Source organism: Streptomyces sp. NPDC050508 (assembly GCF_040655155.1).
Lineage (GTDB): Bacteria > Actinomycetota > Actinomycetes > Streptomycetales > Streptomycetaceae > Streptomyces.
This window is the reverse complement of record NZ_JBFAJJ010000027.1, coordinates 18,926-33,952: the sequence shown is the minus strand read 5'-3', so window position 1 is coordinate 33,952 and position 15,027 is coordinate 18,926. Positions and strand designations below refer to the sequence as shown.

Here is a 15,027-nt window from a genome sequence, read left to right as displayed (position 1 = left end):
ACCCCATCTCCTGAGAGGAGCGTCACTGTGCGTCCCACCCATGCGAGCGCCGACATCGCGACTGTCCCCGCCTCCGATCTCGGCACCAGCGCGAGTGCAAGCCAGAGTCCGGGCACGGACGCCGAGGACACCCTCGACCTCCGCCTGCCCGAGGAGTTCATCGCACTCTGCGCCGAGGCGGACGCCGCCGACGCGGTAGCCCACGTTGCGGCAGACCACGACGTGACAGACCACGACGTGACCGACACCGACACAGCTGGCTCCGACGCAGCCGACGCCCGCGCGTCCGACACCAACGGGCGAGGGAACCCGCGGGAGATCACGGCTCCGCCCGACTCCCGCATCCCCACCGGTGACAATCTCCTCGACCGTGTCGGCGACTGGGGGTGGACCCGCACACCGGCAGGCGCCTTCCACCTCGTCCCCGTCCAGATCGAGCGCGACCTTCCGCTGATCAGCCACTGGATGAACGACCCTGCTGTCGCAGCGTTCTGGGAGCTGGCCGGGCCTCAGGCGCTGACCGAGGACCACCTGCTTGCCCAACTCGCCGGCGACGGACGCAGCGTTCCCTGTCTCGGCGTGCTGGACGGCACCCCGATGAGCTACTGGGAGATCTACCGGGCGGACCTCGACACACTGGCCCGTCATTACCCCGCCCGACCGCACGACACAGGCATCCACCTCCTCATCGGTGACGTCGCCGACCGAGGACGAGGGCTGGGCAGTACCCTCCTCCGGGCCGTCGCCGATCTCGTACTCGACAAGCGCTCCGCCTGCGCTCGCATCGTCGCGGAACCCGACCTTCGCAACACTCCCTCCGTAGCTGCTTTCCTGGGCGCTGGTTTCCGGTTCTCCGCCGAGGTCGACCTGCCCGCCAAGCGGGCCGCCCTCATGGTCCGAGACCGTTCCCTGCGCGATCTGCTGTAGCGCCACGTGGCAGCGCCGTCACATTTGGTACACCGCCCGGGCCGTTCCGGTTCCCACTCCGTCGAATCGGATTCCGACCGACGCCGATCTGCTCGATCCCGATCGATCTGCCCCACCGACCGGGCCACCCGGCCGAGCCGACTGCTCTGCACGGGCGGCCAACACGGAAAGCCGGAAACGCAATCGAGTCGATCCGGTCCTCAGTCGCGTCGCCGTGTCCCGACCGGCAAGCCCCATACCCATCACCGGGTTTCGCACCCACCACCGGGCCCCGCTCCCGACCGGACGGGCACCCACCCACCAAACTCCACCGAACTCAACCGAACTGTCCGGACCCCGCCCCGAACCGACCAGACTCCCTGAACCAAACTGAGCCCACTTCGAACCGAACCAACTTCTGTCCGAACTGAACCAAACCGAATCGAACCGATCCCCATCCGCACGGAACCAGCCCCCGTCCGAAAGCCCCCGACCTCGATCCACCCTCGCCTCCCAGCCTTGATCGCCCGGTTGTCAGTCCCGCCCCGTAGGGTGGTCGGGCTATGACGAAGCCCTCACTCCCCGAACTCCTGCATGCTGCCGTCACTGCCGTCGGCGGTTCGGAGCGCCCCGGCCAGGTGACCATGGCCGAAGCCGTCGCGGAGGCGATCGACGACGGTTCCCATCTGCTGGTCCAGGCCGGCACCGGCACCGGAAAGTCGCTCGGCTACCTCGTGCCCGCGCTCGCGCACGGGGAGCGTGTGGTTGTGGCGACCGCCACCCTCGCGCTCCAGCGCCAGCTGGCGGAGCGGGATCTGCCGCGCACGGTCGAGGCACTGCATCCGCTGCTGCGCCGCCGCCCCCAGTTCGCGATGCTCAAGGGCAGGTCGAACTACCTGTGCCTGCACCGACTCCACGAAGGCATGCCGCAGGACGAGGAGGACGGCCTCTTCGACCAGTTCGAGGCGGCGGCGCCCACCAGCAAGCTGGGCCAGGACCTGCTGCGGCTGCGCGACTGGACGGACGAGACCGAGAACGGTGACCGCGACGACCTCACGCCCGGAGTCTCCGACCGCGCCTGGGCGCAGGTTTCGGTGTCCTCCCGGGAGTGCCTGGGCGCCCAGAAGTGTGCTTACGGGGCGGAGTGTTTCGCAGAGGCGGCCCGCGAGCGCGCCAAGCTCGCCGAGGTCGTCGTCACGAACCACGCACTGCTCGCGATCGACGCCATCGAGGGCGCTCCCGTCCTCCCGCCGCATGAGGTGTTGATCGTCGACGAGGCCCACGAACTGGTCTCGCGGGTCACCGGAGTGGCCACCGGCGAGCTCACTCCTGGCCAGGTCAACCGAGCGGTGCGCCGTGCCGCGAAGCTGGTGAACGAGAAGGCCGCCGATCAGCTCCAGACCGCCGCCGAGGGCTTCGAGCGGCTGATGGAGCTGGCCCTGCCGGGCCGCCTGGAGGAGATCCCGGAGGACCTCGGTTACGCCCTCATGGCGCTGCGCGACGCCTGCCGTACGGTCATCTCCGGGATCGGCGCCACCCGCGACAAGTCCGTGCAGGACGAGGACGCGGTCCGTAAGCAGGCGTTGGCCTCCGTGGAGGCCGTGCACGACGTGGCGGAGCGCGTCACCAACGGCTCCGAGTGGGACGTCGTCTGGTACGAACGCCACGACCGCTTCGGCGCCTCCTTGCGCGTCGCCCCCATGTCCGTGTCTGGCCTGCTGAGGGAGAAGCTCTTCGCGGACCGCTCGGTGACCCTGACCTCCGCGACGCTGAAGCTGGGCGGCGACTTCAACGGCGTGGGGGCATCCCTGGGCCTCGCCCCCGAAGGTACGGCGGGGGACGATCTTCCGCAGTGGAAGGGCGTCGACGTGGGCTCGCCCTTCGACTACCCGAAGCAGGGCATCCTCTACGTCGCCAAGCACCTGTCGCGCCCCGCGCGGGACGGCGATCGCGCCGACATGATGGACGAGTTGACGGAGCTGATCCAGGCGGCGGGCGGTCGCACTCTGGGTCTCTTCTCCTCGATGCGGGGCGCCCAACTCGCCGCCGAGGAACTGCGCTCGCGCATCCCCGAGTACCCGATCCTGCTCCAGGGCGAGGAGACGCTCGGTGAGCTGATCAAGAACTTCGCGGCGGATCCGAAGACCTGTCTCTTCGGCACACTGTCGCTCTGGCAGGGCGTCGATGTCCCCGGACCCAGCTGCCAGCTGGTGGTCATGGACAAGATCCCGTTCCCGCGCCCGGACGATCCGCTCATGAGCGCCCGCCAGAAGGCGGTTGAGGACGCCGGAGGCAACGGCTTCATGGCCGTGGCCGCCACGCATGCGGCGCTTCTCATGGCCCAGGGCGCCGGCCGTCTCGTACGGGCGTCAGGAGACCGAGGAGTGGTCGCCGTATTGGATCAACGGCTGGCCACCGCCCGTTACGGCAGCTATCTCAAGGCGTCACTGCCCGACTTCTGGTACACCACGGACCGTAACCAGGTCCGTAGGTCGCTGGCCGCGATCGATGCGAAGGCGAAGCAGGGGGAAGCCGAACAGGAGTGATCCCGTGCGGTGTTGGCCCGGAGTGTCGGGCCAACACCGAGTCGGGTTCCGGCTGCCGCCGGTGCCCGCACAGCACAGGACCCCGGAACCGGCGCAGGGGTCCCGGGGTCCGGTCAGGGGGCGAGGCCGATGGGGCCCGCCCGCCGCAGCCGTCACACGCGCCGCAGCACTGCCACCACCTTGCCGAGAATGGTCGCGTCGTCGCCGGGGATCGGCTCGTACGCGGAGTTGTGCGGGAGGAGCCACACATGGCCGTCCTCGCGCTTGAAGCGCTTGACGGTGGCCTCGCCGTCGAGCATGGCGGCCACGATGTCACCGTTCTCGGCGACCGGCTGGCGGCGCACAGTGACCCAGTCGCCGTCACAGATCGCTGCCTCGATCATCGAGTCACCGACGACCTTGAGGACGAACAGCTCACCGTCACCCACCAGTTGGCGGGGAAGGGGGAACACGTCCTCGACCGACTCCTCGGCCAGGATCGGGCCACCGGCGGCGATACGGCCCACCAGCGGGACGTACGACGCGGCCGGCTTGCCCGCGGTGTCCGTGGGCTGCACCGACGAGGACTGGTCGGAGCCGCGGACCTCGTACGCGCGCGGGCGGTGCGGGTCGCGGCGCAGGAAGCCCTTGCGCTCCAGTGCCATCAGCTGGTGTGCGACCGAGGACGTGCTGGACAGGCCCACGGCCTGGCCGATCTCGCGCATCGACGGCGGGTAGCCCCGTCGTTGCACCGAGTCCCTGATGACCTCGATCACCCGGCGCTGCCGGTCCGTGAGCCCCGAGCTGTCCGCCCTGATACCGGGAGGTCGGCCCGGCAGGGAGCGCTTGTGTCCCTCGGGATTCGCGGCTTCGTTCATTGCATGCACCGGCTCGAGTCGGCCCTGGGAGCGATCCTGGGCAGTGATGGTGGCACTGTCTGCGGTGGTGGTCACGTCGGCCCCTCTCGATGGTCTCCCTGCTGGACAACGGTAGTTGCTTTCGAAAGGTTGCGCCAAACACACGTTCGAGTGAAAAAGTGCAGATAGCCTGTCGCGATCATGCGTCTGGGTGTATGGCCAACGCGGCACCTGGCGGACGAAGGGGCACTTTGTCGTGCTCTTCACTGCCTGGGTGGTGACCTTGTGGGTTGCCGCCCCAGTCTGCCACCCGGTGTCCCGGCAGCCGGGAGCCGGTCCCGTTCTGTGCGGGAGCCCCACGCCTCCTCCGTGCCGCGCTCACGGTATCTCCGCAAGTGGCCTGGCGGTAAGGCTGTGCGCCCGCGTGTTCGGGGTGGCGGGACGGTCGTATGGCACATGCCAATACGGGTGCGACACGCGCGTACGGCGTGTTTGTGTGAGCCAATCACCACATCTAGTGGTTGGATTGCGGTAGCAGCCCAGAAGTTGTGGTCCCCCGGGTCTCCAGAGTCCCGGTCATCGCCTATGCTTGGGGCTGCTTCGAGAGGCCCAAGAGGTCTCACGAGGCTATTGAGTCTGCTGTGAGGGAGGGTTGGAGACCATGCACTGCCCCTTCTGCAGGCACCCCGACAGCCGTGTCGTCGACAGCCGTACGACCGACGACGGCACGTCGATCCGCCGGCGCCGCCAGTGCCCTGACTGCTCCCGTCGTTTCACGACCGTGGAGACGTGCTCGCTCATGGTGGTCAAGCGGTCCGGAGTCACCGAGCCTTTCAGTCGTACCAAGGTCATCAACGGTGTGCGCAAGGCATGCCAGGGACGGCCTGTCACCGAGGACGCACTCGCCCAGCTCGGCCAGCGGGTCGAAGAGGCGGTGCGGGCCACGGGAAGTGCCGAACTGACCACCCATGACGTCGGGCTGGCCATACTCGGCCCGTTGCAGGAGCTCGACCTCGTCGCCTATCTGCGATTCGCCTCCGTCTACAGGGCGTTCAACTCCCTTGAGGACTTCGAGGCCGCGATCGTGGAACTGCGGGAGGCGACGCCAGGCCCCGCCGCGGACGACGAAGACGCGGTTTCGGGAAGCCAGGAAGACGACGGCGGGACCGGGGGGACTGTTCAGGTCCCCGTGCCCGCCCACTCCGCCGACTGACCGACGGGCCGGAACCGGGCGGAGACCCCGGATCCGGCCGGGCGGCGGCGAACCAGGACTTGTTGCGGGGCCATGAGCTGTGGGCGCCCGCGACATCAGACAAACACTCTGCCACGGGAACATCGTGGCATTTCCGGGCGTTTTTGCCTGTAGAGGGAGGCGGCATGACAGAGACGGCGAGCGGTCCGGCACGAGGTTCCCGCGCGAAGGGGACCAAGGCCACCAAGGGACTGCGCATCGAGCGTATTCACACCACCCCCGGCGTACACCCGTACGACGAGGTGGAGTGGGAGCGTCGTGACGTCGTCATGACCAACTGGCGCGACGGCTCGGTCAATTTCGAGCAGCGTGGCGTCGAGTTCCCCGCCGATTGGGCGGTGAACGCGGTCAACATCGTCACCAGCAAGTACTTTCGCGGTGCCGTGGGCACCCCGCAGCGCGAGGTGAGCCTCAAGCAGCTCATCGACCGCATCGTGAAGACGTATCGGAAGGCCGGCGAGGACCACAAGTACTTCGCCTCGCCCGCCGACGCCGAGATCTTCGAGCACGAGCTGGCGTACGCCCTCCTGCACCAGGTCTTCAGCTTCAACAGCCCCGTGTGGTTCAACGTCGGGACCCCGCAGCCCCAGCAGGTCTCGGCCTGCTTCATCCTGGCCGTCGACGACTCCATGGAGTCGATCCTCGACTGGTACAAGGAAGAGGGCATGATCTTCAAGGGCGGTTCCGGCGCCGGCCTGAACCTGTCCCGCATCCGCTCCTCCAAGGAGCTGCTCTCCTCCGGTGGCAACGCCTCCGGACCGGTCTCCTTCATGCGCGGCGCCGACGCCTCCGCGGGCACCATCAAGTCCGGTGGCGCCACCCGCCGCGCGGCCAAGATGGTCATCCTGGACGTCGACCACCCCGACATCGAGGACTTCATCCAGACCAAGGTCAAGGAAGAAGAGAAGATCCGCGCCCTTCGTGACGCGGGCTTCGACATGGACCTGGGCGGCGACGACATCACGTCGGTGCAGTACCAGAACGCCAACAACTCGGTCCGCGTGAACGACACGTTCATGAAGGCCGTGGAGAACGGCGACAAGTTCGGCCTGACGTCCCGCATGACCGGCGAGGTCATCGAGGAGGTCGACGCCAAGCAGCTCTTCCGCAAGATGGCCGAGGCCGCCTGGGCCTGCGCCGACCCGGGCATCCAGTACGACGACACCATCAACCAGTGGCACACGTGCCCGGAGTCCGGCCGTATCAACGGCTCGAACCCGTGCAGCGAGTACATGCACCTGGACAACACGTCGTGCAACCTCGCCTCGCTGAACCTGATGAAGTTCCTGAAGGACGACGGCAAGGGCCACCAGTCCTTCGAGGTCGAGCGCTTCGCCAAGGTCGTCGAGCTCGTCATCACCGCGATGGACATCTCCATCTGCTTCGCGGACTTCCCGACGCAGAAGATCGGCGAGAACACGCGCGCGTTCCGCCAGCTCGGCATCGGCTACGCCAACCTCGGCGCCCTGCTGATGGCGACCGGCCACGCGTACGACTCCGACGGCGGCCGTGCCCTCGCGGGTGCCATCACCTCGCTGATGACCGGCACGTCGTACAAGCGTTCCGCCGAACTCGCCGCGGTCGTCGGCCCTTACGACGGCTACGCCCGCAACGAGCAGCCGCACCTGCGTGTCATGAAGCAGCACGCCGACGCCAACGCCGTGGCCCCGCGCGCGGACGACCTGGACACGCCCGTCTGGGCCGCGGCCACGGAGTCCTGGCAGGACGTGCTGCGCCTCGGCGAGAAGAACGGTTTCCGTAACTCGCAGGCGTCCGTCATCGCCCCGACCGGCACCATCGGTCTCGCGATGTCCTGCGACACCACCGGACTTGAGCCCGACCTCGCGCTGGTCAAGTTCAAGAAGCTGGTCGGCGGCGGCTCGATGCAGATCGTCAACGGCACCGTTCCGCAGGCCCTGCGCCGCCTGGGCTACCAGGAGGAGCAGATCGAGGCGATCGTCGCCCACATCGCCGACAACGGCAATGTGATCGACGCCCCGAGCCTCAAGCACGAGCACTACGAGGTGTTCGACTGCGCCATGGGCGAGCGCTCCATCTCCGCGATGGGCCACGTCCGCATGATGGCCGCCATCCAGCCCTGGATCTCCGGCGCGCTGTCCAAGACGGTCAACCTGCCGGAGACGGCGACCGTCGAGGACGTCGAAGAGGTCTACTTCGAGGCGTGGAAGATGGGCGTCAAGGCGCTCGCGATCTACCGCGACAACTGCAAGGTCGGCCAGCCCCTCTCCGCGAAGACCAAGGAGAAGGAGAAGGTCGAGGTCACCGCCAAGGCCGAGGACACCATCCGCACCGCGGTCGAGAAGGTCGTCGAGTACCGCCCCGTCCGTAAGCGCCTCCCCAAGGGCCGCCCGGGCATCACGACCTCCTTCACGGTCGGCGGTGCCGAGGGTTACATGACGGCCAACTCCTACCCGGACGACGGTCTCGGCGAGGTCTTCCTGAAGATGTCGAAGCAGGGCTCGACTCTCGCCGGCATGATGGACGCCTTCTCGATCGCCGTCTCCGTGGGTCTGCAGTACGGCGTCCCGCTGGAGACGTACGTCTCGAAGTTCACGAACATGCGCTTCGAGCCGGCCGGCATGACGGACGACCCGGACGTGCGGATGGCGCAGTCGATCGTCGACTACATCTTCCGTCGCCTGGCGCTCGACTTCCTGCCCTTCGAGACGCGCTCCGCGCTCGGCATCCACTCCGCCGAGGAGCGTCAGCGGCACCTGGAGACCGGTTCGTACGAGCCGACGGAGGACGAGGTCGACGTAGAGGGCCTGGCCCAGTCGGCGCCGCGCGCCCAGGAGTTGAAGGCCGTGGCCGCGCCGAAGGCCGTGGCAGAGGCGGTCAAGCCGGCTCCGCTGCAGGCGCACACCAGCGCCGAGCTGGTGGAGATGCAACTGGGCATCCAGGCCGACGCTCCGCTGTGCTTCTCCTGCGGTACGAAGATGCAGCGGGCCGGTTCCTGCTACATCTGCGAGGGGTGTGGCTCGACCAGCGGCTGCAGCTGATCAAGGACACCTGCTTGAAGTGAACTAGCTGGTCAGGGCGGTGGAGCCGATATCCGAGCTCCACCGCCCTCAGCATGTCCGGGCCCGGAACGAATCCGGTTTCCCAGCGGAACGATCAACAGTTAATCTCCCTCGACGCACATAGCGTGCGCACAGGGGAGGGTGGGGGCATGGTCGACGATTCCGTCGAACCCGAAAGACGCATGAGTGCGGGGGCCCAGGCAGTCGCGGCGGTGGTGCTGGTCGGAGGTGTCGTGGGCGGTATGTGGGGACTTGGGGCAGTCCTGCCGAAGACGTCACAGGAAGACAGCAAACCGGCGACCTGCACGGCGAGCACGGACAAGACACTGCCGGCGAAGTACGTATCGCCGGCGCAACTCTGCACGGCACTGAACCGCTCGGACCTTCCGGTGCTCCTGGGGACCCCGGACGAGCACGCGGAGACCGCCGGAGGCAGCGCGGGCTGGATGACGCTCGCCGGTGGCACCAAGATCGCCAGCCCCGAGGCCGACGTAGACCTGACGACCTATTCCGTACGGCTGTCGGCGTCCTACGACGACATTCCCGTCGCCGAGGCGGCCCGCTACGTGGACTCGACCTCAGAGGTGAAGATGGTCCTGGGTCACCCGGCCGTCCTCTACTCGGACCGGACCATCGCCATCAGCTTCAACCTCGGCGGTGGCAAGGCCAGTACGGGCCCCGGAGGTGTCGCCCGCAGCCTGCTGGTCTCCACGAGTGCGAAGGACGGTGGCGACTCCTTCGAGATATCCATCTGGCGCCAGGACGACGTGGCGCCAGACGACGAGGCGCTGTTCCGTATCGCCGAAAAGGTGCTGCCGACGGTCCCGGGCTGGACCGCCGGCTGACGAGCCGTCCGCGAGGGGCTCAGGGCTGCTGCGCCCTGCCCATCGTCCTGGTGAAGGTCGCGGGGTCGTCCTCGAAGCCCTGGATGCCGGGATGGAAGTCCCAGCTTCCGGACTCGTCCCGGACGAACTCCCCGACCGTCGCTGCCGTCGCACCGAGGACGTCGCCGAAGTCGTGCTGGATGAGGACGGTGTAGCCCTCGCGGATGCGCAGCTTCGGGTTGAGGACGTTGACGAACGTGCGGTGGGCGACACGCTGTTGGATGACGACACCGACCACCACGCGCGCGTACCGCTCGGACAGCCGGTCGAGCTCCAGGGTCATGACCTCGTCCCAGCCGAAGCCCTTGCCGTCCTTGCTGTCCCGGTTGAGATAGATGGTGCCGTCGGGGGATCGGCTGTCGAAGTGCACCGCGTACGCGGGAGCGCCGTACAGGTCGCCCGTCGCATAGGTGGTGGCGACGATGTCCAGATCGACGGGCGGCTGCCCGGTGGGACTCGGATCCCACTGGAGCCCGACTTCGGCCTTGCGGATCCCCTTGTTGAGGCCGTTCACCACAGTTCCCCTTCCCCGTTCGCCTCGATCGCGCGCCCCAACTGCTGGGCGATCAGCGTTCGTTGTCCATCGTGCCACGCGCGCGGGGGCGCATGCGCCGACGATCTCAGCCGGAGCGTGACCGGCGCCACGCTCCGTGGCCTTACGATGGCGCGGTGCTGGTCAAGTGGATTCGCTGCACCGTGGTGGACCGCCGCGGCTTCGAGCGCGGGCAGCGAAAGTGGGCGGGGCTTCTGGGGGAGCCGGGATTTCGGGGACAGGGGGGAGGCTGGAGCAGAGCGCGGCCAGGGGTGGCACACATTTTCGCGTTCTGGGAAAGCCGTGCCTTCTACGACTCCTTCATGGCCCGATCCCACGATCGGCTGGCGTCGGCTCAGGCGGGCACCTTCAAGGACGCGCAGGTCAAGCTGTTCGACCATCGCTTCGACGTGAAGACCGGCTTCGAACCGCGCTTCACCGACGCCGACCTGGTGCGGGTGGCCCTGTGCCGTGTCCACGAGGAGCGTGCCGAGCACTTCACGCTGATGCAGGAGAAGGTCTGGAATCCGGCGATGGCCGGTTCCCCTGGCATGCTCCGAGGGCTGTTCGGCGAGGCCCCGGGGCATGAGTTCATGGTGCTGTCGATGTGGCATTCGCCCGCGGAACACGGCAAGTACCGCACCGAGCGCGTGGAGCGGCTCGCACTGCGGGCCCAGACGGAGGCGGACGTCGCGTCCCTCACGGGAGACATCGTGCAGCTGGAACCGTCCTGGACGGTTTGAAATCCGGACTGACTCCGTCGGCGTCCCGGTGTGTGAATCGTGCGCCCCTATGTGGCCCATCGGGCAGAATTCGTGTGACCTACGCCGTATGGAGCCCGTACGACTGCTCGATATGCCGTCACTCGATCTAGGGTTTTGGCATGGCACGACCACGGCGCATCGTTCTTGTCCGGCATGGCGAGTCGACGGGCAATGTTGATGACACCGTCTACGAGCGTGAACCCGACCATGCCCTGGCACTGACCGACCAGGGTTGGCGGCAGGCTGAGGAGACCGGCAAGCGGTTGCGGGAGGTGTTCGGCCGGGAGCGCATCAGCGTGTACGTCTCCCCGTACCGCCGTACACACGAGACCTTCCGCGCCTTCCACCTCGATCCCGACCTCGTCCGCGTACGCGAGGAACCCCGGCTGCGCGAACAGGACTGGGGGAACTGGCAGGACCGGGACGACGTACGCCTCCAGAAGGCGTACCGGGACGCCTACGGGCACTTCTTCTACCGCTTCGCCCAGGGCGAGTCCGGCGCCGACGTCTACGACCGTGTCGGCGGGTTCCTGGAGAGCCTGTACCGCAGCTTCGAGGCCCCGGACCACCCGACAAACGTGCTCCTGGTGACGCATGGCCTGGCGATGCGGCTGTTCTGCATGCGCTGGTTCCACTGGACGGTCGCGGAGTTCGAGTCGCTGTCGAACCCGGGGAACGCCGAGATGCGGATGCTCGTTCTGGGAGACGACGGCAGGTACGCGCTTGACCGGCCGTTCGCCAGCTGGCGGGATCCGGAACCGTACGGGATCACCGGATGAAGGGGTGAGTGATGATCGCTGACGCCTCTTCCGACGGGCGCCTGGGCCGCGCCCTGGCCAGCCTGCGGGGACTGGCGGTGGGGGACGCGCTGGGCTCACAGTTCTTCGTGCCCGCGAACTACCCGCTGCTCAAGGGCCGTGAGCTGCCCGCGGCTCCCTGGCAGTGGACGGACGACACCGAGATGGCCTGTTCCGTGGTCGCGGTGCTGGCCGCCCATCACCGCGTCGACCAGGACGCCCTGGCCTGTTCCTTCGCCGAGCACCACGATTTCGACCGCGGCTACGGCCCCGCGGTCAACCGGCTGTTGCGCCTCGTCCGCGAGGGCGGCGACTGGCGCGAACTGTCCGCCGCGCTCTTCAACGGACAGGGGTCATGGGGCAATGGCGCGGCGATGCGGATCGCGCCCCTGGGTGCCTGGTACGCGGACGACCCCGAGCAGGCGACGCACCAGGCGGAGATCTCGGCGTACCCCACGCACCAGCACCGTGAGGCCGTGGTCGGCGCCATGGCCGTCGCCGCGGCCGCCGCGCTGGCCGCCGCCCCCGGCGGCCCGCCCAGCGCCGGTGCGCTCCTCGACGGCGTGATCGCACTCGTACCGAAGAGCGCCGTCGGCGCGGGCCTGCGGCGCGCCCGGGACATGCTCGACTACGCCGATGCCGGCACCGTCGCGGCCGTACTGGGCTGCGGACGTCGTACGACAGCGCACGACACGGTCCCCTTCGCGCTCTGGTCGGCCGCCCGCGGGCTCGGCGACTACGAGCAGGCGTTCTGGGCCACCTCCCAGGTCGGCGGGGACGTGGACACCACCTGCGCCATCGTGGGCGGCGTGATCGCCGGCGGGAAGGCGGGAGCACCGCCCGCCGAGTGGGTGGAGCGGACGGAGGCGCTGCCGGGCTGGGTGCCGACGTCCGTCTGACGCCTTCGACTCCTGGCCGGGCAGCGCCGTCCGCGTGCGACCGAAACTCTCTGTGCCTGTCGGGAACTGTCCGTGACGGCCCGGCCGTTGTCCTGGCAGCCGCTGTGTGACACATGAGTCCACACAGGGGGACAGGACGCGACGACTGCAGGGGGTGGTCATGAGGTTTTCGTCGGTGCTGGTCGGCCGGGCCCTCACCGGGCCCGACCGGTCAGCCGATCCCCGGACCCGCCGTGCCCGCGAGGGCATCGAGGTCGCTCTTGCGGACCCGGATCACCAACCAGGCGGTGACCAGGGCGAGTACGGCCATCGAGGCGGCCGGGATGAAAGCCGTCGAGATGCCGTGCGCGAGCACCTCGTGCCCCCACGGCGCGGGCAGCTGGTGCGTCTTGGAGAACGCCGCCTTCTGCTCGGCCGATCCGTCGGCAAGGAACTTCGGCAGTTGCTTCTTCGCCTCGTCCTTGCCGGCCGAGCCGAACACCGTGGTCAGGATGGACAGCCCGAGCGAACCGCCCACCTGCTGCATGGCGTTGAGCAGCGCGGAGGCCGCGCCCGCCTCGTGCTGGGCGACACCGGAGACGGCGGTCACCGTCAGCGTCACGAAGTTCAGGCCCATCCCGAAGCCGAACACGAGCATCGGGCCGAGCACTCCGCCGACGTACGAACTGTCCGAGCTGATCAGGGTCTGCCAGGTCAACCCGATCACCGCGAGCGCCGAGCCCATGAGCATGAAGGGCCGTGGCCCGAGCACCGGCAGGAACCGCTGGGACAGGCCCGCGCCGGCCGCGATCACGACCGTCACCGGCAGGAAGGCCAGACCCGCCTGGATCGGGGTGTACCCCAGCACGTTCTGCACGAAGAGCACGATGTAGAAGAACATGCCGAACATCGCGGCGGCCAGGCTCAGCATGATCACGTAGGTGCCCGAGCGATTGCGGTCGGCGAACATCCTGAGCGGAGTGATCGGCTCCTTGGCCCGGGACTCGGTGATCACGAAGGCCAGCAGCAGGACGATCGCCGCGGCGAAGGAGCCTATGGTCAGACCGTCGCGCCACCCCTTGTCCGCCGCCCGGATGAAGCCGTAGACGAGGGACGCCATACCCGCCGTCGAGGTCAGCGCGCCCGCGATGTCGAAGCGGCCGGTGTGCCGTTCCGACTCGTTGATGTACAGCGGCGTGAGCGCGGCGATCAGTATGCCGATCGGCAGGTTGACGAAGAACACCCAGCGCCAGTCGAGCCATTCGGTGAGCATGCCGCCCGCGAGCAGACCGATCGCACCGCCGCCCGCCGAGACCGCGGCGAAGACTCCGAACGCCCTGTTCCGCTCCGGGCCTTCGGGGAACGTGGTGGTGATGAGTGCCAGCGAGGTGGGCGACGCGATCGCGCCACCCACGCCCTGCAGGACGCGTGCGGCCAGCAACTGCCAGGGTTCCTGGGCGAGACCGCCGAGCAGCGAGGCGAAGGTGAAGAGCAGGATGCCGGTCGTGAACACCCGGCGCCGGCCGAGGATGTCGCCCGCCCGGCCGCCGAGAAGCAGCAGGCCGCCGAAGGTGAGCGTGTAGGCGCTGACGACCCACGTGAGGTCGGTGGTGCTGAAACTGAGCGCGGCTTGAATGTGCGGGAGGGCGATGTTCACAATCGTCGCGTCGAGTACCACCATGAGTTGGCAGGCCGCGATGACTGCGAGCGCGATGCCGGGATGCCCCTCCCGGCGGGCTGCTCCGGGCTTTGGGTCCTGAATCAACTGAGAGGTTGTCACTATGGGTCCCCCACAAGTGCGTTAGTGAACGCTCGCGTTCACTGTCACGTCAACGGTAGTGAGTCCCCAACAGTGAACGCAAGCGTTCACTTAACTCGCCTTCGTGTGGCGCGTCCCCCGTCGCTGCCGCGTGACGCATCCCCAATCCCCGGAATCCCCGCTTCCACTGCTCGCTGGAGACACTCAGATGGTTACTTCGGGCTGGACGGCCGCCCCCGCTCAGACGGCCTCCCTCCGACGCCGTGGCGCCGTGCTCGAACGCGCGATCCTGGACGCCGCGCTGGAACAGCTCAGTACGGTCGGATGGAACGCCCTCACGATGGAGGGCGTCGCAGCCGGCGCCCAGACGGGCAAGGCCGCGGTCTACCGGCGCTGGTCCTCGAAGGAGGACCTCGTCGCGGACGCGTTGCAGGCCGGACTGCCGCGTCTGGACGAGGCGCCCGACCTCGGGAACGTGCGCGAGGATCTGCTGGCGCTGTGCACGCAGGCGCGCGACGCGATGTTCTCCCGCCCCGGATTCGCCCTGCGTGCGGTGATTCACGAATGCGACACCGTGCAGGCGGAGCGCTTCCACGGCGTGATCTTCGAAGGGGTCGTGGAACCGACGATCCGACTGCTCCGCCAGGCTGTCGACCGTGGAATAGAGCGAGGTGAAGTCCGCGCCGACGCGTCCAACTCCTATGTCTTCGATGCCATCCCGGCGATGATGATGTACCGATCGAAGATGTGCGGCAGTGAATGGAACGACCGTGACATCGAGGAGATGATCGACCAGTTGATGCTTCCGCTGCTCCGGCCCGGCGGTGCCTGA

General features: G+C 68.1%; 12 protein-coding genes. 9 read left to right on the top strand and 3 right to left on the bottom strand.

The features are described 5' to 3' along the window. The first annotated feature begins 27 nt into the window (after positions 1 to 27). The gene (locus AB0I69_RS44245; protein ID WP_363101494.1) at positions 28 to 927 is read left to right on the top strand and encodes a GNAT family N-acetyltransferase; all 900 of its coding nucleotides are present in this window, start codon (positions 28 to 30) and stop codon (positions 925 to 927) included. 542 nt (positions 928 to 1,469) lie between these two features. Then, positions 1,470 to 3,452 carry an ATP-dependent DNA helicase gene (locus tag AB0I69_RS44240; RefSeq protein ID WP_363101493.1) on the top strand — a complete coding sequence of 661 codons (1,983 nt, stop codon included), beginning with the start codon at positions 1,470 to 1,472 and terminating at the stop codon, positions 3,450 to 3,452. Positions 3,453 to 3,604: 152 nt separating this feature from the next. Here AB0I69_RS44240 and lexA read toward each other — a convergent pair whose 3' ends face one another. After that, a complete protein-coding gene (gene lexA / locus AB0I69_RS44235) occupies positions 3,605 to 4,384 on the bottom strand; it encodes a transcriptional repressor LexA (protein ID WP_363101492.1) in 780 nt (259 codons plus the stop codon). 565 nt (positions 4,385 to 4,949) lie between these two features. On the opposite strand from lexA, the gene nrdR reads away from it, so the two are divergent. From nrdR to AB0I69_RS44220, 3 genes are all read left to right on the top strand, one after another. Continuing rightward, positions 4,950 to 5,501 (top strand): transcriptional regulator NrdR, encoded by a 552-nt coding sequence (nrdR, locus tag AB0I69_RS44230; RefSeq protein WP_363101491.1) that lies wholly within the window; start codon positions 4,950 to 4,952, stop codon positions 5,499 to 5,501. Positions 5,502 to 5,665: 164 nt separating this feature from the next. Next, the gene (locus tag AB0I69_RS44225; protein ID WP_363101490.1) at positions 5,666 to 8,560 is read left to right on the top strand and encodes a vitamin B12-dependent ribonucleotide reductase; all 2,895 of its coding nucleotides are present in this window, start codon (positions 5,666 to 5,668) and stop codon (positions 8,558 to 8,560) included. Positions 8,561 to 8,730: 170 nt separating this feature from the next. After that, positions 8,731 to 9,426: a DUF6215 domain-containing protein gene (locus AB0I69_RS44220; protein WP_363101489.1), complete on the top strand. Its 696-nt coding sequence runs from the start codon at positions 8,731 to 8,733 to the stop codon at positions 9,424 to 9,426. 19 nt (positions 9,427 to 9,445) lie between these two features. Here AB0I69_RS44220 and AB0I69_RS44215 read toward each other — a convergent pair whose 3' ends face one another. Continuing rightward, positions 9,446 to 9,979 (bottom strand): TerD family protein, encoded by a 534-nt coding sequence (locus AB0I69_RS44215; protein ID WP_363101488.1) that lies wholly within the window; start codon positions 9,977 to 9,979, stop codon positions 9,446 to 9,448. A gap of 155 nt (positions 9,980 to 10,134) precedes the next feature. Between AB0I69_RS44215 and AB0I69_RS44210 the strand changes: the two genes are divergently transcribed. The 3 genes from AB0I69_RS44210 to AB0I69_RS44200 all read left to right on the top strand — a co-directional run bounded on the left by AB0I69_RS44210 (position 10,135) and on the right by AB0I69_RS44200 (position 12,457). Next, positions 10,135 to 10,740, top strand: coding sequence for a YdbC family protein (locus AB0I69_RS44210; protein ID WP_363101545.1), 606 nt, complete (start codon positions 10,135 to 10,137; stop codon positions 10,738 to 10,740). 140 nt (positions 10,741 to 10,880) lie between these two features. Further along, complete coding sequence (locus AB0I69_RS44205; protein WP_363101487.1) at positions 10,881 to 11,540, top strand: histidine phosphatase family protein; 660 nt, start codon at positions 10,881 to 10,883, stop codon at positions 11,538 to 11,540. Positions 11,541 to 11,551: 11 nt separating this feature from the next. Beyond that, entirely contained in the window at positions 11,552 to 12,457 is a 906-nt protein-coding gene (locus AB0I69_RS44200; RefSeq protein WP_363101486.1) for an ADP-ribosylglycohydrolase family protein, read from the top strand. Between the two features lie 211 nt (positions 12,458 to 12,668). Here the strand turns inward: AB0I69_RS44200 and AB0I69_RS44195 are convergent, their stop codons facing one another. Beyond that, entirely contained in the window at positions 12,669 to 14,216 is a 1,548-nt protein-coding gene (locus tag AB0I69_RS44195; RefSeq protein WP_363101485.1) for an MFS transporter, read from the bottom strand. Positions 14,217 to 14,403: 187 nt separating this feature from the next. Here AB0I69_RS44195 and AB0I69_RS44190 point away from each other — a divergent pair, with 187 nt between their 5' ends. Then, on the top strand, positions 14,404 to 15,027 hold the full coding sequence (locus AB0I69_RS44190; RefSeq protein ID WP_363101484.1) for a TetR/AcrR family transcriptional regulator: 624 nt from the start codon (positions 14,404 to 14,406) through the stop codon (positions 15,025 to 15,027).

Excerpts from the sequence above, each read along its gene's own strand:
- AB0I69_RS44240 (WP_363101493.1), top strand. The coding sequence starts at position 1,470 with ATGACGAAGCCCTCACTCCCCGAACTCCTGCATGCTGCCGTCACTGCC.
- AB0I69_RS44205 (WP_363101487.1), top strand. The coding sequence starts at position 10,881 with ATGGCACGACCACGGCGCATCGTTCTTGTCCGGCATGGCGAGTCGACG.
- AB0I69_RS44190 (WP_363101484.1), top strand. The coding sequence starts at position 14,404 with ATGGTTACTTCGGGCTGGACGGCCGCCCCCGCTCAGACGGCCTCCCTC.
- nrdR (WP_363101491.1), top strand. The coding sequence starts at position 4,950 with ATGCACTGCCCCTTCTGCAGGCACCCCGACAGCCGTGTCGTCGACAGC.
- AB0I69_RS44220 (WP_363101489.1), top strand. The coding sequence starts at position 8,731 with ATGGTCGACGATTCCGTCGAACCCGAAAGACGCATGAGTGCGGGGGCC.
- AB0I69_RS44225 (WP_363101490.1), top strand. The coding sequence starts at position 5,666 with ATGACAGAGACGGCGAGCGGTCCGGCACGAGGTTCCCGCGCGAAGGGG.
- AB0I69_RS44200 (WP_363101486.1), top strand. The coding sequence starts at position 11,552 with ATGATCGCTGACGCCTCTTCCGACGGGCGCCTGGGCCGCGCCCTGGCC.